The sequence below is a fragment of the Pseudomonas sp. A-B-19 genome (assembly GCF_019947515.1).
GTDB lineage: Bacteria > Pseudomonadota > Gammaproteobacteria > Pseudomonadales > Pseudomonadaceae > Aquipseudomonas.
Genome location: NZ_JAGYGN010000001.1, coordinates 286,000 through 306,367 on the forward strand (window position 1 = coordinate 286,000; position 20,368 = coordinate 306,367).

At 59.8% G+C, this 20,368-nt stretch carries 20 protein-coding genes; 17 read left to right on the top strand and 3 right to left on the bottom strand.

Annotated elements, in window-relative coordinates:
• Window positions 1-195: 195 nt before the first annotated feature.
• The 8 genes from KGA81_RS01180 (at window position 196) to KGA81_RS01215 (ending at window position 7,716) form a co-directional block, all read left to right on the top strand.
• A complete protein-coding gene (locus KGA81_RS01180) occupies window positions 196-348 on the top strand; it encodes a hypothetical protein (RefSeq protein ID WP_223544221.1) in 153 nt (50 codons plus the stop codon).
• Window positions 345-1,271 carry an allantoinase PuuE gene (puuE, locus tag KGA81_RS01185; protein ID WP_108218982.1) on the top strand — a complete coding sequence of 309 codons (927 nt, stop codon included), beginning with the start codon at window positions 345-347 and terminating at the stop codon, window positions 1,269-1,271. Before KGA81_RS01180 ends, puuE begins: the two co-directional genes overlap by 4 nt.
• Entirely contained in the window at window positions 1,268-1,783 is a 516-nt protein-coding gene (gene uraD / locus KGA81_RS01190; protein WP_223544222.1) for a 2-oxo-4-hydroxy-4-carboxy-5-ureidoimidazoline decarboxylase, read from the top strand. Before puuE ends, uraD begins: the two co-directional genes overlap by 4 nt.
• A gap of 89 nt (window positions 1,784-1,872) precedes the next feature.
• Window positions 1,873-2,868 (top strand): allantoicase, encoded by a 996-nt coding sequence (gene alc, locus KGA81_RS01195; protein WP_007988149.1) that lies wholly within the window; start codon window positions 1,873-1,875, stop codon window positions 2,866-2,868.
• 121 nt (window positions 2,869-2,989) lie between these two features.
• The gene (locus KGA81_RS01200; protein WP_223544370.1) at window positions 2,990-3,493 is read left to right on the top strand and encodes an ureidoglycolate lyase; all 504 of its coding nucleotides are present in this window, start codon (window positions 2,990-2,992) and stop codon (window positions 3,491-3,493) included.
• A gap of 50 nt (window positions 3,494-3,543) precedes the next feature.
• The gene (locus tag KGA81_RS01205) at window positions 3,544-4,845 is read left to right on the top strand and encodes a urate hydroxylase PuuD (RefSeq protein ID WP_223544223.1); all 1,302 of its coding nucleotides are present in this window, start codon (window positions 3,544-3,546) and stop codon (window positions 4,843-4,845) included.
• A gap of 137 nt (window positions 4,846-4,982) precedes the next feature.
• Window positions 4,983-6,335, top strand: a complete 1,353-nt coding sequence (locus KGA81_RS01210; protein WP_223544224.1) for a nucleobase:cation symporter-2 family protein — start codon at window positions 4,983-4,985, stop codon at window positions 6,333-6,335.
• Window positions 6,336-6,930: 595 nt separating this feature from the next.
• Window positions 6,931-7,716, top strand: a complete 786-nt coding sequence (locus KGA81_RS01215; protein ID WP_223544225.1) for an outer membrane protein OmpK — start codon at window positions 6,931-6,933, stop codon at window positions 7,714-7,716.
• 127 nt (window positions 7,717-7,843) lie between these two features.
• Here KGA81_RS01215 and KGA81_RS01220 read toward each other — a convergent pair whose 3' ends face one another.
• Both KGA81_RS01220 and KGA81_RS01225 read right to left on the bottom strand, forming a co-directional pair.
• Window positions 7,844-9,016, bottom strand: coding sequence for a patatin-like phospholipase family protein (locus KGA81_RS01220; RefSeq protein WP_223544226.1), 1,173 nt, complete (start codon window positions 9,014-9,016; stop codon window positions 7,844-7,846).
• Window positions 9,017-9,195: 179 nt separating this feature from the next.
• Window positions 9,196-10,128 (bottom strand): lipid A biosynthesis lauroyl acyltransferase, encoded by a 933-nt coding sequence (locus KGA81_RS01225; RefSeq protein WP_223544227.1) that lies wholly within the window; start codon window positions 10,126-10,128, stop codon window positions 9,196-9,198.
• Window positions 10,129-10,246: 118 nt separating this feature from the next.
• On the opposite strand from KGA81_RS01225, the gene minC reads away from it, so the two are divergent.
• From minC to KGA81_RS01260, 7 genes are all read left to right on the top strand, one after another.
• Window positions 10,247-10,984: a septum site-determining protein MinC gene (gene minC / locus KGA81_RS01230; protein WP_223544228.1), complete on the top strand. Its 738-nt coding sequence runs from the start codon at window positions 10,247-10,249 to the stop codon at window positions 10,982-10,984.
• A 202-nt stretch (window positions 10,985-11,186) separates the two neighbouring features.
• Window positions 11,187-11,999, top strand: a complete 813-nt coding sequence (gene minD, locus KGA81_RS01235; protein WP_060541535.1) for a septum site-determining protein MinD — start codon at window positions 11,187-11,189, stop codon at window positions 11,997-11,999.
• Window positions 12,000-12,002: 3 nt separating this feature from the next.
• Window positions 12,003-12,257 carry a cell division topological specificity factor MinE gene (gene minE / locus KGA81_RS01240; protein ID WP_218431299.1) on the top strand — a complete coding sequence of 85 codons (255 nt, stop codon included), beginning with the start codon at window positions 12,003-12,005 and terminating at the stop codon, window positions 12,255-12,257.
• Window positions 12,258-12,433: 176 nt separating this feature from the next.
• Window positions 12,434-13,069, top strand: coding sequence for an RluA family pseudouridine synthase (locus KGA81_RS01245; RefSeq protein ID WP_090324073.1), 636 nt, complete (start codon window positions 12,434-12,436; stop codon window positions 13,067-13,069).
• A 215-nt stretch (window positions 13,070-13,284) separates the two neighbouring features.
• Entirely contained in the window at window positions 13,285-14,574 is a 1,290-nt protein-coding gene (locus tag KGA81_RS01250) for a M18 family aminopeptidase (protein ID WP_223544229.1), read from the top strand.
• Between the two features lie 30 nt (window positions 14,575-14,604).
• The gene (locus tag KGA81_RS01255; RefSeq protein WP_223544374.1) at window positions 14,605-14,919 is read left to right on the top strand and encodes a hypothetical protein; all 315 of its coding nucleotides are present in this window, start codon (window positions 14,605-14,607) and stop codon (window positions 14,917-14,919) included.
• A gap of 126 nt (window positions 14,920-15,045) precedes the next feature.
• Window positions 15,046-17,154, top strand: coding sequence for a mechanosensitive ion channel family protein (locus KGA81_RS01260; protein ID WP_263293193.1), 2,109 nt, complete (start codon window positions 15,046-15,048; stop codon window positions 17,152-17,154).
• Between the two features lie 101 nt (window positions 17,155-17,255).
• On the opposite strand, the gene KGA81_RS01265 is transcribed toward KGA81_RS01260, so the two are convergent.
• On the bottom strand, window positions 17,256-17,969 hold the full coding sequence (locus tag KGA81_RS01265) for a UTRA domain-containing protein (protein ID WP_108218996.1): 714 nt from the start codon (window positions 17,967-17,969) through the stop codon (window positions 17,256-17,258).
• Between the two features lie 362 nt (window positions 17,970-18,331).
• Between KGA81_RS01265 and KGA81_RS01270 the strand changes: the two genes are divergently transcribed.
• Window positions 18,332-19,399, top strand: coding sequence for an ABC transporter substrate-binding protein (locus KGA81_RS01270; RefSeq protein ID WP_223544231.1), 1,068 nt, complete (start codon window positions 18,332-18,334; stop codon window positions 19,397-19,399).
• A 158-nt stretch (window positions 19,400-19,557) separates the two neighbouring features.
• Window positions 19,558-20,364: an alkaline phosphatase family protein gene (locus tag KGA81_RS01275; protein ID WP_223544232.1), complete on the top strand. Its 807-nt coding sequence runs from the start codon at window positions 19,558-19,560 to the stop codon at window positions 20,362-20,364.
• Window positions 20,365-20,368 lie beyond the last annotated feature (4 nt).

The following is a 20,368-nucleotide window of genomic DNA, read 5'->3' on the forward strand; positions in this document are numbered from 1 at the left end:
AAGCTGCGGCGAGCGATTGATTAAGACATTTTTCAAAAAAATTGTACACAATAAAAATGACATTTTTCGCGTTACTCTCGCCATCCGTACATTTAACGCCGACTCCCCACCAAACCGCACAGCCTATGAACCCTTCAGCAAATTACTGACCAGTCAGGCAGATTTCTTGCAGGCTCACGCCAATAGCAGTAAAAGATGACAGTCGGTGAAAAATGCGAAAATTCGGGCTTACAAATTGAATATAAAGTTGTATACAATCATCTCATCGCTGTGACGCCAGCCTGCCATCCAATCTTCAGCTACGTCACACCAACCGTCATCATCGAACAAGAAGGAAGCCTGCAGTGAGCGCTGACTATCCACGCGACCTGGTCGGTTACGGCAGTAACCCTCCTCACCCACACTGGCCGGGCAATGCCCGCATTGCCCTGTCGTTCGTGCTCAATTACGAAGAAGGCGGCGAGCGCAATATCCTGCACGGCGACAAAGAATCCGAAGCGTTCCTCTCGGAAATGGTTTCCGCCCAGCCGCTGCAAGGCGCGCGCAACATGAGCATGGAGTCCCTCTACGAGTATGGCAGCCGTGCCGGCGTGTGGCGGATCCTCAAGCTGTTCAAGGAATTCGACATTCCGCTGACCATCTTCGCCGTGGCCATGGCCGCCCAGCGTCACCCGGACGTGATCCGTGCCATGGTCGATGCCGGCCACGAGATCTGCAGCCACGGCTATCGCTGGATCGACTACCAGTACATGGACGAAGCCCAGGAACGCGAGCACATGCTCGAAGCGATCCGCATCCTCACCGAAATCACCGGCGAACGCCCACTGGGCTGGTACACCGGCCGCACCGGCCCGAACACCCGCCGCCTGGTGATGGAAGAAGGCGGTTTCCTCTACGACTGCGACACCTACGACGACGACCTGCCCTACTGGGAGCCGAACAACCCGACCGGCAAGCCGCACCTGGTGATCCCGTACACCCTGGACACCAACGACATGCGCTTCACCCAGGTCCAGGGTTTCAACAAGGGCGACGACTTCTTTGAATACCTCAAGGATGCGTTCGATGTGCTCTACGCCGAAGGCGCCGAGGCCCCGAAAATGCTGTCGATCGGCCTGCACTGCCGCCTGATCGGCCGTCCGGCGCGTCTGGCTTCGCTCAAGCGCTTTATCGAATACGCTAAAAGTCATGAACAGGTGTGGTTCAGCCGTCGCGTCGACATCGCGCGCCACTGGCAAGAAACCCACCCGTACACAGGGGCTGCCAAATGAGCACCTTTCAAACCGTCAAACCTTCGAGCCTGAGCCGCGACGCCTTCGTCGCCACTTTCGCCGACATCTACGAGCATTCGCCATGGGTGGCCGAGAAGGCCTTCGACCTGGGCCAGGATGCCTCGATCGACGAGATCGAGACCCTGCACCAGCGCATGAGCGACATTTTGTTGAGCGCCGATCACGCAAGCCAGCTTGAACTGATCAACGCTCACCCGGACCTGGCAGGCAAAGCCGCCGTCCAGGGCCAGTTGACCGAAGCCAGCACCAATGAACAGGCGGGCGCCGGTATTCACCAATGCACGGCCGAAGAGTTCCAGCGCTTCACCGAGCTGAACGACGCCTACAAAGCCAAGTTCAAGTTTCCCTTCATCATGGCGGTAAAAGGCAGCAACCGGCATCAGATCCTCGCAGCGTTCGAAACGCGCATCCACAATTCGGTCGACACCGAATTCAAATGCGCGCTGGCGCAGATCAACAAGATCGCCCTGTTCCGATTACTGACCCTATAGCAAGCCTGGCCCTGCGAATTCATGAGCGCCGAATTCGACCAGAGCCTTGCAAGCATCCCAAGCCACTTATTTAAAGGCAGACAAGAAGAATGAAAGCTTACGCCGTACCTTTCGAGAAGTTCGTCAACCTGGCCGATGCCCGCCTGGGTACCAAAATCATCTCGGTCACCGATGACTGGTTCGCAGACGCCAACCGTCTGTTCCAACCGACCCCGGCCGTATGGAAGGAGGGCGTGTTCGATGACAACGGCAAGTGGATGGACGGCTGGGAGTCGCGCCGCAAGCGCTTCGAAGGCTTCGACAGCGCAGTGATCCGCCTGGGCGTGCCAGGTTCGATCAAGGGCGTCGACATCGACACTTCATTCTTCACCGGCAACTTCCCGCCTTCGGCTTCCCTGGAAGCCTGCTTCCTGGCCTCGGGCGAGCCTGATGAAAACACCCAGTGGACTGAAGTGCTGTCCGCCGTCGAGCTGCAAGGCAACAGCCACCACTACCACGAAATCAACAACGACCAGGCGTTCAGCCACCTGCGCTTCAACATCTACCCGGATGGCGGCGTGGCCCGTCTGCGCGTGTACGGTGTGCCGTTCCGCGACTGGTCGGCGATCGGCGACAACGAGCAGGTCGACCTGGCCGCAGCTCTCAACGGTGGCCGCGCCCTCGCCTGCTCCGACGAACACTTCGGCCGCATGAGCAACATCCTCAACCCGGGCCGTGGCATCAACATGGGCGACGGTTGGGAAACCGCGCGTCGCCGTACCCCGGGCAATGACTGGGTGATCGTCGCGCTGGGCCATGCCGGTGAAGTCGAGAAAGTCATCGTCGACACCCTGCACTTCAAGGGCAACTACCCGGACAGCTGCTCGATCCAGGGCGCCTTCGTGAAGGGCGGTACCGACAGCCAGATCGAAACCCAGTCGCTGTTCTGGCGCGAACTGCTGCCAAGCCAGAAGCTGGAAATGCACGCCGAACACACCTTCGCCGAGCAGATCAAGGCACTGGGCCCGATCACCCACATCCGCCTGAACGTGTTCCCGGATGGGGGCGTGAGCCGCCTGCGCGTACTGGGCAAGGTCGCGAAGTAATGCTGAGCCTGTAGGAGCCGGCTTGCCGGCGAAGGCGTCAGTGAGGGCGCCTTCGCTGGCAAGCCAGCTCCTACAAAAAGCAGCGTCAGATCCAACAACACAGAATTCGGATAAGAACAGCATGCGCACACTGACGATTGAACCGCTGACCAAAGAAGCCTTCGCCCCTTTCGGTGACGTGATCGAAACCGACGGCAGCGATCACTTCATGATCAACAACGGTTCGACCATGCGCTTCCATAAACTGGCGACGGTGCAAACCGCTACGCCTGAGGACAAGGCGATCATCAGCATCTTCCGCGCCGACGCGCAGGACATGCCGCTGACCGTCCGCATGCTGGAGCGCCATCCGCTGGGCAGCCAGGCTTTCATTCCGCTGCTCGGCAACCCCTTTCTGATCGTGGTCGCGCCAGTTGGCGATGAACCTGTATCAGGCTTGGTCCGCGCCTTCGTCACCAACGGCAGGCAGGGCATTAATTACCATCGCGGCGTCTGGCACCACCCGGTGCTGACGATCGAAAAGCGGGATGACTTCCTGGTGGTTGATCGCAGTGGCACAGGCAATAACTGCGATGAGCATTTTTTCAAAGAGGATGAGTGTTTGATCCTCGCCCCCCACCAATAAGAGAAGGCCTGATCACTCGACAACAGAGTGACAGGCGAGAGGTAAAGACTGTGGAAGCACATCTGTTGGAATGGCTGAATCTTAGCGTGCGCTGGGTGCACATGATTACTGGCGTGGCCTGGATCGGTGCGTCGTTCTATTTCGTATGGCTGGAAAACAACCTCAATCGGGTCAACCCGAAAAGCGGTCTGGCCGGTGATTTGTGGGCAATCCACGGTGGCGGTATCTACCACCTGGAAAAATACAAACTGGCACCACCGACCATGCCGGACAACCTGCACTGGTTCAAATGGGAAGCCTACTTCACCTGGATGTCGGGTATTGCGCTGCTGTGCGTGGTGTTCTACTCCAACCCGACGCTCTACCTGCTGGCTCCGGGCAGCACCCTGAGCGGTCCTGAAGGCGTGGCCATCGGTCTCGGCTCGCTGTTCATTGGCTGGTTCATCTACTCCTTCCTGTGCGACTCGGCCCTGGGTAAACGCCCTGCCCTGCTGGGTTTCATCCTGTTCGTCCTGATCATCGGCGCGGCCTACGGCTTCAGCAAAGTGTTCAGCGGTCGGGGGGCATACCTGCACGTCGGCGCGATCATCGGCACCATCATGGTCGGCAACGTGTTCCGCATCATCATGCCGGCGCAACGCGCACTGGTGGCGGCGATCGCCGAGAACCGCACGCCGGATCCGGCGCTGCCGGCCAAAGGCCTGCTGCGTTCGCGTCACAACAACTACTTCACCTTGCCAGTGCTGTTCATCATGATCAGCAACCACTTCCCGAGCACCTACGGCAGCCAGTACAACTGGTTGATCCTGGCCGGGATCGCGGTACTGGCGGTGTTGGTGCGTCACTACTTCAACACCCGTCACGACAGCCACAAGTTTGCCTGGACTCTTCCAGTCGCAGCCGTCGGCATGATCAGCCTGGCTTACGTCACCGGCCCTGCGCCGCTGAACAGCCCGGAAGTGGCCAAGGCACCCTCGAAGATCGAATACCAGCCGCTGCCGGAAACAGCTGTGGGCGGCGGTTTGAAACCGGCTGAAGCCAAACCTGCAGAAACGCCAGCCGCCGCACCGGCGCAAGCGTCCAACACCGGCCCTGGCTTTGACAAAGTGCACAGCGTGATTCAGGAACGTTGCGCGGTTTGCCATTCTGCCAAGCCGACCAGCCCGCTGTTCAGTACGGCCCCTGCCGGTGTGATGTTCGACACCCCCGAGCAGATCCGCCAGAACGCACCGCGGATTCAGGCGCAAGCCGTCACCAGCCAGATCATGCCACTGGGCAACATCACGCAGATGACCCAGCAGGAACGTGACCTGATCGGTGCCTGGATTGTGCAGGGAGCCCAAACCAATTAATCGTTGAAAAGCTTCGCTGGCAAGCCAGCTCCTACAGGGTTTCACACAACCTGTAGGAGCTGGCTTGCCAGCGAACGGCCGCGCCGCGGCCAACCCGATGCACAAAATCAAAAGAATAAAAAGATCCGAGGTGTTGCATGTCCGAGCTATCCACAGCACGCATCCCCGACGCACCCGCCATTCAGCGTTTGCCCCTCTTGCAACTGATCCTGGTCGGTTTGCAACATGTTCTGCTGATGTACGGTGGTGCCATCGCGGTACCGCTGATCATCGGACAGGCCGCTGGCCTGAGTCGTGAAGAAATCGCCTTCCTGATCAACGCCGACCTGCTGGTCGCCGGCGTTGCCACCATCGTCCAGTCCCTCGGCATCGGCCCCATGGGCATTCGCATGCCGGTGATGATGGGCGCCAGTTTCGCCGCCGTCGGCAGTATGGTCGCCATGGCCGGCATGCCCGGCATCGGTCTGCAAGGGATCTTCGGCGCGACCATCGCCGCCGGTTTTTTCGGCATGCTCATCGCACCGTTCATGTCCAGGGTCGTGCGTTTCTTCCCGCCGCTGGTGACCGGTACGGTCATCACCTCGATCGGTTTATCGCTGTTCCCCGTGGCCGTCAATTGGGCGGGCGGCGGTGCTGGCGCCGCTCAATTCGGTTCGCCGATCTACCTGACCATCGCCGCACTGGTACTGGGCACCATCTTGCTGGTGCACCGCTTCATGCGCGGCTTCTGGGTCAACATTTCCGTACTGATCGGCATGTGCCTGGGCTATGTACTCTGCGGCCTGCTCGGCATGGTCGACCTCAGTGGCATGGCTCAGGCGCCATGGCTGCAATTCGTCACGCCGCTGCACTTCGGCATGCCGAAATTCGAACTCGCGCCGATCCTGTCGATGTGCCTGGTGGTCGTGATCATTTTCGTCGAGTCCACCGGGATGTTTCTTGCGCTGGGCAAGATCACCGGTCAGGAAGTCTGCCCACGGATGCTGCGTCGCGGCTTGCTGTGCGATGCCGGCGCTTCGTTCTTCGCCGGTTTCTTCAACACCTTCACCCACTCCTCCTTCGCCCAGAACATCGGCCTGGTACAGATGACCGGCGTGCGTTGCCGCTCAGTGACCATCGTTGCCGGCGGGTTGCTGATCGTCCTGAGCCTGCTGCCCAAAGCCGCGTTTTTGGTGGCGTCGATTCCTGCGGCAGTACTGGGCGGCGCAGCGATTGCGATGTTCGGCATGGTCGCCGCCACCGGGATCAAGATTCTCCAGGAAGCCGACATCGGCGACCGCCGCAACCAGTTGCTGGTGGCGGTGAGTATCGGCATGGGCCTGATCCCGGTCGTACGTCCGGAATTTTTCGCCCACCTGCCCGTGTGGATGAGTCCGATCACCCACAGCGGCATCGCCATGGCCACCCTCAGCGCGCTGACGCTGAACCTGCTGTTCAACATTCTGGGTGGCGCCGAACGCGCGGCCATCAACGACTGTCAGGCTCACTGACCGGTAACCACACAACCCACTGTAGGAGCGAGCTTGCTCGCGATTAACCCGAGAACGCCGCGTTTATCCAGATAACACGCGTAATCGTTAACGCCCATCGCGAGCAAGCTCGCTCCTACATGCGCCTCAAAAATAAAAACAAGAGGGAGCAACAGATGATTCGGACACAAAGCAGCTTATTTTTGAGTGGTGGCCTGCTGGTGAAGGTGCATTTCTGATGCTGCCTCGCAACCGTGCCTCAAACCTGTCGTCGGTGCGCCGTTGTGGAGCACTTGAGACCTGGCCGAGGAGTCAGTATTCTCCGCGGCCGCCCGAATCCGGTTTAAAAAAAAGCCCGGATGTAAAACCTGACCAGAAGGCCAACTTACCCCGATTCTGGCAGACACCAAGGCACTCCAAAACCCCTCTCAATCGACCGCTCCTGGGCCGCCGAACGGGAGTTTTTTGGCTTTCTGAAAGCCTTGGCCCAGCTATTGCTAACAGCACTAAAGCTGACCAAATGGATGATTTTTTACCGCTACAGAAAAAGGCGTCACACCAGAGCGCCGACCTTAAAAAAATAACGTGGAACCACCTACTTTTTGGGAGCAACCGAATGAAACGTACGTGCACTAGCCTGATGCTGGCAGGATCATTGCTGGCGGGGGGTCAGGCCATGGCCGGCGACTTGCTGCAATGGCAGAACAACAGCCTGTCCTATCTGTATGGCAAGGACTTCCAGGTCAACCCGCGCATCCAGCAGACGGTGACCTTCGAACACGCCGATGGCTGGAAGTACGGCGACAACTTCTTCTTCATCGACAAGATCTTCTACAACGGCAAGGAAGACCATTTCGCGGGAGAGAACAGCCATTACGGCGAGCTCAGTCCACGCCTGTCGTTCAACAAGATCTTCGACCAGAAGTTCGAGTTAGGCCCGATCAAGGACGTGCTGCTGGCCATGACCTACGAGTTCGGTGAAGACGATACCGAGTCGTACCTGATCGGTCCTGGTTTCGACCTGGCCATCCCGGGCTTCGATTACTTCCAGTTGAACTTCTACAACCGCCACACCGAAGGCGACCGCCCGGGCGACAACATCTGGCAGGTCTCGCCGGTCTGGTCCTACACCATCCCGGTGGGTGGCTCGGATGTGCTGATCGACGGCTTCATGGACTGGGTCGTCGACAACGATGTCAACAGCAAAGGCGAATACCACGCCAACCTGCACTTCAATCCGCAGGTCAAATATGACCTGGGCAAGGCGCTGAACCTGGGTGCCAAGCAGCTGTACGTCGGTGTCGAGTATGACTACTGGAAAAACAAGTACGGGATTGAAGACAGCCAGGGCTTCAAGACTGATCAGAGTGTGACCAGTTTCCTGGTCAAGGTTCACTTCTGATCATGTAGGTGCGAGCTTGTTCGCGATGAACTTCAGGGCAACGCGTTGAATCAGGAAACACGCGTTATCGTTAACGTCCATCGCGAGCAATCGAGCGTCGACCGGCTGCTCCTGCAGACCGCCTATTTCAAGCCGAAACCACAGGTTCCGCCAATCCGAGAAAACGGCACAACTCCCCGCGCTTGGCCAACGCATCGCGCCGCCCCAGCTCAATCAACTCGCTGCAATACCCCGCCTCGAACAACAGATAGCTCAGCACCCCTGCCCCGCTGGTCTTGGTCGCGCCCGGCCCGCGCAGAAACAGGCGCAGTGCCGCCGGCAATTCCTGACGATGTCGCGCGGCAATCTCATCGATCGGCTGGCTCGGCGAAATCACCAATACGTCCACCGGCGCCACGCCCAAAGCGCGGGTCGGCGTGCCGTCAGGCATCAGGTGACTGAACTGGTTCAGGCGCTGCAACAACTCGATGTCGCTTTCCAGGCTGTCAATGAACGTACTGTTGAGCATGTGCCCGCCAATCTGCGCCAGGGTCGGCTGCTGACCGGTGTAGCTGCGCTGCAAGGGTTGTTGCGGGTCGACGCCGCGGGGGTTGCCGCTGACACCCACCACCAGCACCCGACTGGCGCCCAGATGCAGCGCCGGACTGATCGGCGCCGACTGACGCACCGCGCCATCACCGAAATACTCTTCGCCGATTTTCACCGGGGCGAACAGCAGCGGAATGGCCGAACTGGCGAGCAGGTGTTCAACGGACAGTTGGGTGGGAACACCGATGCGTCGATGGCGCAACCAGGCATCGATCTTGCCGCCACCCTGATAGAAGGTGACGGCCTGGCCGGACTCATAACCGAACGCGGTGACCGCTACTGCATGCAATTGTTGCTGTGCGATCGCTTCGGCGATGCCGCCCATATGCAGCTTTTCATTGAGCAAGTCGCGCAGCGGAGAACTGTTGAGCAGCGCCACTGGCATGTGCTTACCAATGCCGAGCAAACTGTGGCTGACAAAGCGGCTGGCCTGGCGGATTACCCCGGGCCAGTCGCTGCGCAACACCAGATGACTGCGAAAGCCCTGCCAGAAGGCCGTCAGGCGTTCGATGGCGTTACGAAAGTCCATTGCCCCGCTGGCGAGGCTGACGGCGTTGATCGCACCGGCCGAGGTGCCGACGATCACCGGAAACGGGTTGCTCGCCCCCGGCGGCAGCAATTCGGCAATAGCCGCCAGCACCCCGACCTGATAGGCCGCCCGAGCCCCGCCACCGGAAAGAATCAACCCTGTAACCGGTTCGCCTGGACTCATGCACAACTCTCCATGGTGCTTGATGGGATTTCGTTGTTTCGACCTGTTCCCTTGTAGGAGCGAGCCTGCTCGCGATGGTCGTGAAAACGCCGCGGGGTGTCAGGTGCCCCGCGTTATCGTTGGCTACCATCGTCGGAACGCCGCCCGGAGCAAGCTCGCTCCTACAGGGTGTCGGTTATTCAACCACGTTTGGCGTACAGCTTCGGCTCGCCCGGCGGACGGCTCTTGAAGCGGCGATGGGCCCACAGGTATTGCTCGGGATGCTTGCGCAGAACACTTTCGATCCATTGGTTGATGCGCAGGCAGTCGTCTTCTTCGGTTTCGCCGGGGAAACCTTCTAGCGGCGCATGGATCACCAGGCGGTATCCGCCGCCGTCCGCCAGACGCTCCTGGGTGAACGGCACCACCAGCGCCTTGCCCAGCCGCGCAAACTTGCTCGTGGCGGTGACGGTCGCAGCCTGAATGCCGAACAACGGCACGAAGAGGCTTTGCTTGGCGCCATAGTCCTGATCCGGTGCGTACCAGATCGCCCGGCCCGAGCGCAGCAGCTTGAGCATGCCGCGCACGTCTTCGCGTTCCACCGCCAGCGAGTCGAGGTTGTGCCGCTCGCGGCCCCGGCGCTGGATGTAGTCGAACAGCGGATTCTTGTGCTCGCGGTACATGCCATCGATGGTGTGCTGCTGACCAAGCAACGCCGCGCCGATTTCCAGCGTCGTGAAATGCAGGGCCATCAGGATCACGCCCTTGCCTTCGCGCTGGGCCTTTTGCAAATGCTCCAGCCCTTCGACATGAGCCAGGGTGGCCAGGCGCTTGCGCGACCACCACCAGCTCATCGCCATCTCAAAGAAAGCGATGCCGGTGGAGGCGAAGTTATCCTTGAGCAGGCGCTTGCGTTCAGCGGCGGTTTTTTCAGGAAAACACAGTTCCAGGTTGCGTTTGGCAATGCGCCGTCTGTCGCCGGCCACGCGATACATCAATGCGCCCAGTACACGGCCGATTCCCAGCAGTGCCGGATACGGCAACTGGACAATCAGCCACAACAGCCCCAGGCCACACCACAGCGGCCAGAAACGTGGAGATAGAAATGCTTTTCGAAAACGCGGGCGGTCCATTAATGCTTCCGGAATGACAATGGCCGCGCATTCTACATCGTTCGACCCGGCTTGCGGCCTGCGGGCGTTCTCGTTATAAGTCTCGGCACTTTTAGTGACAAGTCGTTGTATGCCGACCATGAGCCAAACCGAACCGCTAGACCAAGATCCCGTGTTCCAGTTGAAGGGCAGCATGCTGGCCATTACGGTGCTGGAACTGGCCCGTAACGACCTCGAAAGCCTTGATCGGCAACTGGCCGCCAAGGTTGCCCAGGCGCCCAACTTCTTCAGCAACGCGCCGCTGGTACTGGCCCTGGACAAACTCCCGGCCAACGAAGGCGCGGTCGATCTGCCAGGGCTGATGCGCGTGTGCCGCCAGCATGGCCTGCGTACCCTGGCGATCCGCGCCAGCCGTATCGAAGACATTGCCGCCGCCATCGCTGTCGACCTGCCGGTGCTGCCACCGTCCGGCGCCCGGGAGCGTCCGCTGGACCTGACCGAAGGCGAACCGAAGAAAAAACCGGAAAAAACACCCGAGCCGACCATCAAGCCGACGAAAATCATCACCTCGCCAGTACGTGGTGGCCAGCAGATCTATGCCCAGGGCAGCGATCTGGTGGTGATCTCCTCGGTCAGCCCGGGGGCGGAACTTCTCGCCGATGGCAACATCCATGTATACGGCCCGATGCGCGGTCGTGTGTTGGCCGGCGTCAAGGGCGACACCAAGGCGCGGATTTTCTGTCAGCAAATGAGTGCTGAACTGATTTCCATCGCCGGGCATTACAAGGTTTCCGAAGACCTGCGCCGCGACCCTCTATGGGGTTCGGGTGTGCAGGTCAGCCTGTCCGGCGACGTGTTGAACATCATTCGGCTTTAACGGATACTGCCGCATTTTCCAAGCATCTCTAAAACGTAGCGAAAACGGCTCAAACGAAGTAGGAAAAAGGCCGAAAGCAGTGTTTACCGGGGGTAAACGCCGCTCAAATCCGGATTCCAGCCAAGGCTGTCCGACTGCAGTAGTTTTTCAGGAGATGTTTTTCAGGGACTGAAAAGTCCTTTTTCCTTAGGGGTGAAACACCTTGGCCAAGATTCTCGTGGTTACATCCGGCAAGGGTGGTGTGGGTAAGACCACCACCAGCGCCGCTATCGGTACCGGCCTCGCTCTGCGCGGCCACAAAACAGTTATCGTCGACTTCGACGTGGGCTTGCGTAACCTCGACCTGATCATGGGTTGCGAGCGCCGCGTGGTGTATGACTTCGTCAACGTGGTCAACGGCGAAGCCAACCTGCAACAGGCCCTGATCAAAGACAAGCGCCTGGAAAACCTCTACGTGCTGGCCGCCAGCCAGACCCGCGACAAAGACGCGCTGACCGTCGAAGGCGTGGAAAAAGTCCTGATGCAACTCAAGGAAGACTTTGAGTTCGTGGTCTGCGACTCCCCGGCGGGCATCGAGAAAGGCGCCCACCTGGCCATGTACTTCGCCGATGAAGCGATCGTCGTGACCAACCCGGAAGTCTCCTCGGTACGAGATTCGGACCGCATGCTCGGCCTGCTGGCCAGCAAGTCCCGTCGTGCCGAACGTGGCGAAGACCCGATCAAGGAACACCTGCTGATTACCCGTTATCACCCGGAACGGGTGAGCAAAGGCGAAATGCTCGGCGTGGAAGACGTCAAGGAAATCCTTTCGGTGGCCCTGCTCGGCGTGATCCCTGAATCCCAGGCGGTGCTCAAGGCATCCAACCAGGGCGTTCCGGTGATTCTCGACGACCAGAGCGATGCCGGCCAGGCCTACAGCGATACCGTTGACCGCCTGCTGGGCAAGACCGTGGATCATCGATTCCTCGATGTACAGAAGAAGGGATTCTTCGAGCGCCTGTTTGGAGGCAACTAAGCAATGAACCTTTTTGACTTCTTTCGTGCCAACAAAAAGCAAAGCACCGCGTCGGTAGCGAAAGAGCGTCTACAGATCATCGTGGCGCACGAACGCGGCCAACGCAGTACCCCGGACTACCTGCCGGCCTTGCAGAAAGAACTGGTCGAGGTGATCCGCAAGTACGTCAATATCGGGTCCGATGACGTGCATGTCGCACTGGAAGCCCAGGGCAGCTGCTCGATTCTGGAACTCAACATCACCCTGCCTGATCGCTGAGTCGATTCGTCAGGAGCCACGGCGGCTTAGGCCTTCCAGGCTTTTGTAGGAGCTGCCGCAGGCTGCGATCTTCTGATTTTGCTCTTTAAGTAAAGTCAAAAGATCGCAGCCTGCGGCAGCTCCTGCGGGTCTGAAGGGCCTGAGCCGCCGTTGGCGTTTGTTACGAGGCTGTTTTAATGCCGTTGTCCAACATCCACATCATTCATCAGGACGCCGCCGTACTGGTGGTGAACAAACCGACCCTGTTGCTCTCCGTTCCCGGCCGGGCCGATGACAACAAGGACTGCCTGATTACCCGTCTGCAAGAAAACGGCTACCCGGAAGCGCGCATCGTCCATCGGCTGGACTGGGAGACTTCCGGCATCATCCTGCTGGCCCGTGACCCGGATACCCATCGCGAGCTGTCCCGGCAATTTCACGACCGGGAAACCGAAAAGGCCTACACCGCCCTGTGCTGGGGTCAGCCGGAACTGGACAGCGGCAGCATCGACCTGCCCTTGCGCTACGACCCGCCGACCAAGCCACGGCATGTGGTCGATCACGAATTCGGCAAACATGCGCTGACCTTCTGGCGCGTGCTCGAACGCTGCGGCGACTGGTGCCGCGTTGAGCTGACACCTATCACTGGCCGCTCCCACCAGTTGCGTGTGCACATGCTCTCGATTGGCCATCCATTGTTGGGTGACGGGCTCTACGCCCACGAGCAAGCGCTGGCGGCATGGCCACGCCTGTGCCTGCACGCCAGCATGCTCAGCTTCACTCATCCGCAGACTGGCGAACGCTTGCGCTTCGAGTGCCCTGCGCCGTTTTAGGCGCAAGTACACAAAACCCTGTGGGAGCGAGCTTGCTCGCGATGAGGCAGGCACATCCAACATTGATGCTGGCTGACACTCCGCCATCGCGAGCAAGCTCGCTCCCACAGGGATCTCCTCCAGATTCAATTTCGATGACCAGCCCAACATTCAGTGCGACGCCATTTACCAGGCCAATACGTTAAACTGGCGCTACTGCTGTCTGGAGCTACTTTATGCGCGAAGAGTTGAACCAAGGCCTGATCGATTTCCTCAAGGCCTCCCCTACCCCGTTCCATGCCACTGCCAGTCTTGTTCAGCGCTTGGAAGCGGCGGGCTATCAACGCCTCGACGAGCGCGAGCCGTGGAATACCGAAACCAACGGTCGCTACTACGTCACCCGCAACGACTCTTCGATTGTCGCGATCAAAATGGGCCGCCATTCACCGTTGCACGGTGGCATTCGCCTGGTCGGTGCCCACACCGACAGCCCGTGCCTGCGGGTCAAGCCGCAACCGGAACTGCAACGCCAGGGCTTCTGGCAACTGGGCGTCGAAGTCTATGGTGGCGCGCTGCTGGCCCCCTGGTTCGACCGTGACCTGTCCCTGGCGGGCCGCGTAACTTTCCGTCGTGACGGCAAGGTCGAAAGCCAGTTGATCGACTTCCAGGCTCCGGTCGCGATCATTCCGAACCTGGCGATTCACCTCAACCGTGAAGCCAACATGGGCTGGGCCATCAACGCCCAGACCGAATTGCCGCCGATCCTCGCGCAATTTGCCGGTGACGAGCGCGTGGACTTCCGCGCAGTGCTCACCGATCAACTGGCCCGCGAACACGGCCTGAACGCTGATGTGGTGCTCGATTACGAGTTGAGTTTCTACGACACCCAAAGCGCGGCGGTCATTGGTTTGCATGGCGACTTCATCGCCGGCGCGCGCCTGGACAACCTGCTGTCGTGCTACGCCGGCCTGCAAGCGCTGCTGACAGCCGACACCGACGAGACCTGCGTGCTGGTCTGCAACGACCACGAAGAAGTCGGTTCCTGCTCGGCCTGCGGTGCCGACGGCCCGATGCTCGAGCAAACCTTGCGTCGCCTGCTGCCTGAAGGTGATGAGTTGGTACGCACCATTCAGAAATCCCTGCTTGTTTCGGCTGACAACGCCCATGGTGTGCACCCCAACTACGCCGACAAACACGATGCCAACCACGGTCCGAAACTCAACGCCGGCCCGGTGATCAAGGTCAACAGCAACCAGCGCTACGCCACCAACAGCGAAACCGCCGGGTTCTTCCGTCATCTGTGCATGGCTGAAGAAGTGCCGGTGCAGAGTTTCGTGGTGCGCAGCGACATGGGCTGTGGCTCGACCATCGGCCCGATCACCGCCAGCCACCTGGGCGTGCGCACCGTGGACATCGGCCTGCCGACGTTCGCCATGCACTCGATCCGCGAACTGTGCGGCAGCCATGACCTGGCGCATCTGGTCAAGGTGCTGAGCGCGTTCTACGCCTGCCGCGAGTTGCCGTAACAATACCCTGTAGGAGCGAGCTCGCTCGCGATGGACGCTAACGATTACGCGTGTTTTCTGGATAATCGCGGCGCCCTGAAGTCCATCGCGAGCGAGCTCGCTCCTACAGACAACACCGCGCAAAAAAGCCGCCTAGACTCCAGGTATCCCTTCGACAAGGCCGTCTCCATGATCTCGATGTCTACCTTCCACGCCATGCTGGTCCCGATCCTTGCCGGGATGCTCCTGCTGGCCGTCGGCTTCAACTTCCGCGATAAAAACGCCGGCGTGTTCGGCATGTGGATCGGCATGCTGACCATTCTCGCAACCGTGGTGATCAAGATCCTCGCCAAACTCAACGAATAATTCATCGCCCCTGGCTCGCATTGATTTTGACAGGCTCGTACACTCGGCCGATCCGCTCCCTGAGAGGTTGACCGCCTAGTGTTCGCTCGTCTTTTTGCCCTGCCGTGTATTTTCCTTGTCTGCCTGATGACGTTGCTGTCAGTGGCGCCTGCACAGGCGGCAGGCCTGCCTGGTCTGCTCGGCAGCCAGGCCAAGACCCAGCCCGAGGCACAGGAACCACTGGGGCAATCCCTGGACGAAGTGATCAAGTCTCTGGAGAACGATCAGCAACGCACCAAGCTGCTGACCGATCTGAAAAAGCTCCGTGACACCACCAAAAAAGCCCAGCCGGCTGCCGAAGAAGGCGTGTTGGGCCTGATTGGCGGAACCCTGACCAATATCGAGAAGAAACTTTCCGGCGACGGCAGTCCGCTCACGCGCTGGTCCAGTGAGTTCGACCAGGCCAGGGAAGAACTGGTGGCGCTGGCGCTGCCGGCCAATGAATGGCTGCCCATGCTGTTCGCCTTCGCCATGATCCTGATGGTCTGGAGCCTGCTGGCCGCCGCCCTGATCTGGATCAGCCACCGCGTGCGGATGCGTTTCGGCCTGACCGAAGAACTGCCGCAACATCCCAGGGCCCTCGACATGTTGCGCTTCGCCTTGCGCAAACTCGGGCCATGGCTGATCGCTCTGGTGATCACGGTCTACATGAGCTACGCCCTGCCCTCGTCCCTGGGCAAAAGCCTGGCCATGGTACTGGCCTATGCACTGGTAGTCGGCACCTGCTTCTCGGCCATCTGCGTGATTGCCTTTTCCCTGCTCGACGGCCCACACCGCCACCGCGCCCTGTACATCCTGCGGCACCGGGCGTTTCGGCCACTATGGCTGATCGGCAGCTTCGCCGCGTTTGGCGAAGCGCTGAGCGACCCGCAACTGGTCGACAGCCTCGGCAGCCATCTGGCCCATACCGCCGCGACAGTAGCCAATGTCTTGGCAGCGCTCTCCACCGGGCGGTTCATCCTGCGCTTCCGCCGGCCGATCGCCCACCTGATCCGCAATCAGCCGCTGTCCCGACGCCTGACCCGCCGTGCCCTTAACGACACCCTGTCGATCCTCGGCACCTTCTGGTACGTGCCGGCACTGGTGCTGGTGGCCGTTTCCCTGTTCGCCACCTTTATTTCCGCTGGCGACACCAGCACCGCCCTGCGCCAGTCGCTGATCTGCACCGTTTTGCTGGTGTTGTGCATGGTCATCAACGGTCTGGTACGCCGCCATGCCCTCAAACCCCGGCATGGCATCCGGCGTTACGCCGTGTATTCGGAGCGGCTGAAAAACTTTTTCTACACCATCGTTCATCTGCTGGTGTGGCTGGCCTTCATCGAGCTTGGCCTGCGGGTCTGGGGCATGTCGTTGATCCGCTTCACCGAAGGCGACGGCCACGAAGTCAGCGTCAAACTGTTCAGTCTCGCCGGCACGCTGCTGTTCGCCTGGCTGATCTGGATTCTCAGCGATACCGCTGTGCATCACGCGCTGACCCGCTCGCGCAAAGGCCTGGCCAATGCCCGCGCGCAGACGATGATGCCGCTGATCCGCAACGTGCTGTTCGTGGCGATTTTCATCATCGCGCTGATCGTTGCCCTGGCGAACATGGGCATGAACGTCACGCCACTGCTGGCCGGTGCCGGCGTGATCGGTCTGGCCATCGGTTTTGGCGCACAGTCGCTGGTAGCCGACCTGATTACCGGATTGTTCATCATCATCGAAGACTCCCTGGCCATCGACGACTACGTGGATGTCGGCGGCCACCTCGGCACGGTCGAAGGCCTGACCATCCGCACCGTGCGCCTGCGGGACATCGACGGCATCGTCCACACCATTCCGTTCAGCGAAATCAAAAGCATCAAGAACTACTCCCGGGAATTCGGCTACGCGATCTTCCGGGTCGCGGTACCGGCCAGCATGGACATCGACAACGCTATCAAACTGATGCGCGAAGTGGGTCAGAAAATGCGCACCGATCCGTTGCAGCGGCGCAATATCTGGTCGCCTCTGGAGTTTCAGGGGGTGGAAAGTTTCGAGTCGGGCAATGCGATTCTTCGCGCCCGCTTCAAGACCGCGCCAATCAAGCAGTGGGAAGTGTCGCGAGCGTTCAACCTGTCACTCAAGCGGCACATGGATGAAGCCGGGCTGGATCTGGCGACACCGCGGATGAGTATTCAGGTGATGACCGCCGGTGGTGGCTCGCAGGATGAATAACCTCTGGAGCTGGCTTGCCAGCGATGACGGCTTGACGTCCAACGAAGATGTTGAATGTTATGACCTCATCGCTGGCAAGCCAGCTCCTACGAAAAGCAGTATCAGACAACATCCACCCCGACATGAATCGCATCATGCCGCCAGAACTCCAGGTCGCAGTCGATCAACCGTTCATGCTGGTCATAGTTGACCCGGGCAATCCGCAGGCCCGGGCTGCCCACTGACACCTTCAACGCCGCCGCCGCGTCCACCGACAACGCCGTAGGCACAATCTCGAAGCGCACCCGCCCGTAGTGCAAATCGTAATGCCGCGCATACAGCTCGGTGATCGACTGATTCAAATCGAAATCGAGGATCCCGGGAAAGTACTGCGGGTTCAGATAGTGCTCCACATACAGCACCAGTCGCCCGTCGATCCGTCGTGAGCGGCAGATCTGGATCACGCTCGACAGCGCCGGCAATTGCAGCCAGGCACAGACCGCCGCCGATGCCGGTTGCAATCGTGCCGAAATCACCTCGGTGGACGGAATGCGCCCCTGGGCGCTGACCATCGCGTGAAAGTGGCTGCGCTGCATGAGGTTGTACGCCAGGCGCGGCGGCGAGACGAACCAGCCGCGCCGCTCCTCGCGGTAGATCTGCCCTTGTGACTCCAACTGCAACAACGCCTCACGCAAAGTGATCCGCGTGGTGCCGAACAGTTCACTGAGCTTGCGTTCGGCCGGCAATTTACTGCCAGGAGCCAACAGACCGTGATCGATCTGCTCCTGAAGCACCTGGCCGATGGCTGTTACCGCTTTTGTTGCCTCTTCACGCATCAACGTTTCCTTTCTGGACTAGACCAGCACCAATTCAGGGCAGAACCGCAGCGCAAACCGGCTCATTCAATAGTCTGCAGCGTAGGCAGCGCAGATGACCGAGATATGACAAAACCGCCCAACGGTCGCCACTCCCGACTTTCAATAACCTGCAATTCATCGGCCAAGTCCCTTGCCAGCCGGGGCCTTGACCATGGTCTACGCTTAGCAGGCCACTGGCGATACCAATGAACAAAAAGTCATCCCGGGCGACGAACGACATCAAAGTGTCATCCAGCCCCCTTAAATTGGCTCAGGTATTGCTGACCTAGACCAACACACACCGCAATCGCAGCGTTGAACACGACCCAAGGAGCTTTGGAATGAAACAGTTTTTCCTGGCATCACTGTTAGGCTCGACCATTGCAATGTGCACCGCCGCCATGGCGGCCGACATCGATCTGAAAACCCTGGAAGCCGCTGCGAAAGCGGAAGGCGCCGTCAACAGCGTCGGCATGCCCAATGACTGGGCCAACTGGGCCGGGACCTGGAAAGACCTGAGCGACAAATACGGCCTCAAGCACATCGACACCGACATGAGCTCGGCCCAGGAGATCGCCAAGTTCGCCGCGGAAAAAGACAACGCCAGCGCCGACATCGGCGACGTCGGTGCAGCGTTCGGCCCGATCGCGGTCAAGCAAGGCGTGGTCCAGCCTTACAAGCCTTCGACCTGGGATCAGATTCCGGCCTGGGCCAAGGACAAGGACGGCAACTGGGCACTGGCCTACACCGGCACCATCGCGTTCATCGTCAACAAGAAGTTGCTGCACGGTTCCGAAGTGCCGACCAAGTGGGCTGACCTCAAGGGTGGCAAATACAAAGTCTCTATCGGCGACGTGAGCACCGCAGCCCAGGCCGCCAACGGGGTACTGGCAGCGGCACTGGCCAACGGTGGCGACGAGAAAAACCTCAAGCCTGCCCTGGATCTGTTCGCCGACATCGCCAGGCAGGGTCGCCTGTCGATGTCCAACCCGGTCATTGGTGCCATGGAAAAAGGCGAAATCGAAGTCGGTGTGGTCTGGGACTTCAACGGCCTGAGCTACAAAGCCAAGATGGCCAACCCGGATGATTACGTGGTGCTGATCCCGTCCGACGGTTCGGTGATTTCCGGCTACACCACCATCATCAACAAGTACGCGAAAAACCCGAACGCTGCCAAGCTGACCCGCGAATACATCTTCAGCGACGCTGGCCAGATCAACCTGGCCAAGGGCAACGCCCGTCCGATCCGTGCCGAACACATCACACTGCCAGCCGAGGTGCAGGCCAAGCTGCTGCCTAACGAGCAGTACAAGAAAGTGACGCCGATCAAGGATGCGGATGCCTGGGAGAAGACCTCCAAGGCCCTTCCGCAGAAGTGGAATGAAGAAGTCATCGTCGAAATGAAGTGATGTCGTAAATCCCTGTGGGAGCGAGCCTGCTCGCGATGACGGCTTACATTCGAAGGAAATGTTGAATGTCAGGCCGCTATCGCGAGCAAGCTCGCTCCCACAAGGGGTTGAGTTGAGTTCGAAACTTCTGATTCCTGTTACACGGAGTTTTTTCCCCTATGAAGCACAACGTCATCCTTGTCGTGCTCGACGGCCTCAACCATGAGGTCGCCCGCCACGCCATGGGGCACCTGCAGGCGTACGTCGGCGCCGGACGCGCCGCACTCTATAAACTGGAGTGCGAGTTGCCGGCCCTGTCCCGCCCGCTGTACGAATGCATCCTGACCGGCGTTGCGCCCATCGACAGCGGCATTGTCCACAACAATGTCTCGCGCCTGTCCAACCAGCGCAGCATCTATCACTACGCCACCGACGCAGGTCTTGTGACGGCCGCTGCGGCTTATCACTGGGTCAGCGAACTGTACAACCGTTCGCCCTTCGTGGCGGCCCGGGACCGTCACACCGATGACCCGCAACTGCCGATCCAGCACGGGCATTTCTACTGGAACGATCACTACCCGGATTCGCACCTGTTCGCCGACGCCGAAAACCTGCGCCTGCGCCATGCGCCGAACTTCCTGTTGATCCACCCGATGAACATCGACGACGCCGGGCACAAGCACGGCCTCGACACCCCGCAGTACCGCAACAGCGCCCGCTCGGCCGACATCATCCTGGCCGACTACCTGCAAGGCTGGCTCGATGCCGGTTATCAGGTGCTGGTCACTGCCGACCACGGCATGAACAACGACCGCTCCCACAACGGCCTGCTGCCGGAAGAACGTGAAGTGCCGCTGTTCGTTCTCGGTGATGCATTCAGCTTCAACGTGGACGCCGCGCCGAAACAGACCGAAATCTGCGGCACCGTCTGCCAGTTGCTCGGCGTGCCCCACGACAAACCGGTCTGCCGGGAGCTGTTGAAGTGAATTC

What these genes read in the sequence shown, in the direction of transcription:
- KGA81_RS01180 (WP_223544221.1), top strand. Translation starts at nt 196, where the DNA reads ATGACAGTCGGTGAAAAATGCGAAAATTCGGGCTTACAAATTGAATAT.
- uraD (WP_223544222.1), top strand. Translation starts at nt 1,268, where the DNA reads ATGAGCACCTTTCAAACCGTCAAACCTTCGAGCCTGAGCCGCGACGCC.
- alc (WP_007988149.1), top strand. Translation starts at nt 1,873, where the DNA reads ATGAAAGCTTACGCCGTACCTTTCGAGAAGTTCGTCAACCTGGCCGAT.
- KGA81_RS01200 (WP_223544370.1), top strand. Translation starts at nt 2,990, where the DNA reads ATGCGCACACTGACGATTGAACCGCTGACCAAAGAAGCCTTCGCCCCT.
- KGA81_RS01210 (WP_223544224.1), top strand. Translation starts at nt 4,983, where the DNA reads ATGTCCGAGCTATCCACAGCACGCATCCCCGACGCACCCGCCATTCAG.
- KGA81_RS01215 (WP_223544225.1), top strand. Translation starts at nt 6,931, where the DNA reads ATGAAACGTACGTGCACTAGCCTGATGCTGGCAGGATCATTGCTGGCG.
- KGA81_RS01220 (WP_223544226.1), bottom strand. Translation starts at nt 9,016, where the DNA reads ATGAGTCCAGGCGAACCGGTTACAGGGTTGATTCTTTCCGGTGGCGGG.
- KGA81_RS01225 (WP_223544227.1), bottom strand. Translation starts at nt 10,128, where the DNA reads ATGGACCGCCCGCGTTTTCGAAAAGCATTTCTATCTCCACGTTTCTGG.
- minC (WP_223544228.1), top strand. Translation starts at nt 10,247, where the DNA reads ATGAGCCAAACCGAACCGCTAGACCAAGATCCCGTGTTCCAGTTGAAG.
- minE (WP_218431299.1), top strand. Translation starts at nt 12,003, where the DNA reads ATGAACCTTTTTGACTTCTTTCGTGCCAACAAAAAGCAAAGCACCGCG.
- KGA81_RS01245 (WP_090324073.1), top strand. Translation starts at nt 12,434, where the DNA reads ATGCCGTTGTCCAACATCCACATCATTCATCAGGACGCCGCCGTACTG.
- KGA81_RS01250 (WP_223544229.1), top strand. Translation starts at nt 13,285, where the DNA reads ATGCGCGAAGAGTTGAACCAAGGCCTGATCGATTTCCTCAAGGCCTCC.
- KGA81_RS01255 (WP_223544374.1), top strand. Translation starts at nt 14,605, where the DNA reads ATGGACGCTAACGATTACGCGTGTTTTCTGGATAATCGCGGCGCCCTG.
- KGA81_RS01260 (WP_263293193.1), top strand. Translation starts at nt 15,046, where the DNA reads ATGACGTTGCTGTCAGTGGCGCCTGCACAGGCGGCAGGCCTGCCTGGT.
- KGA81_RS01265 (WP_108218996.1), bottom strand. Translation starts at nt 17,969, where the DNA reads ATGCGTGAAGAGGCAACAAAAGCGGTAACAGCCATCGGCCAGGTGCTT.
- KGA81_RS01270 (WP_223544231.1), top strand. Translation starts at nt 18,332, where the DNA reads ATGAAACAGTTTTTCCTGGCATCACTGTTAGGCTCGACCATTGCAATG.
- KGA81_RS01275 (WP_223544232.1), top strand. Translation starts at nt 19,558, where the DNA reads ATGAAGCACAACGTCATCCTTGTCGTGCTCGACGGCCTCAACCATGAG.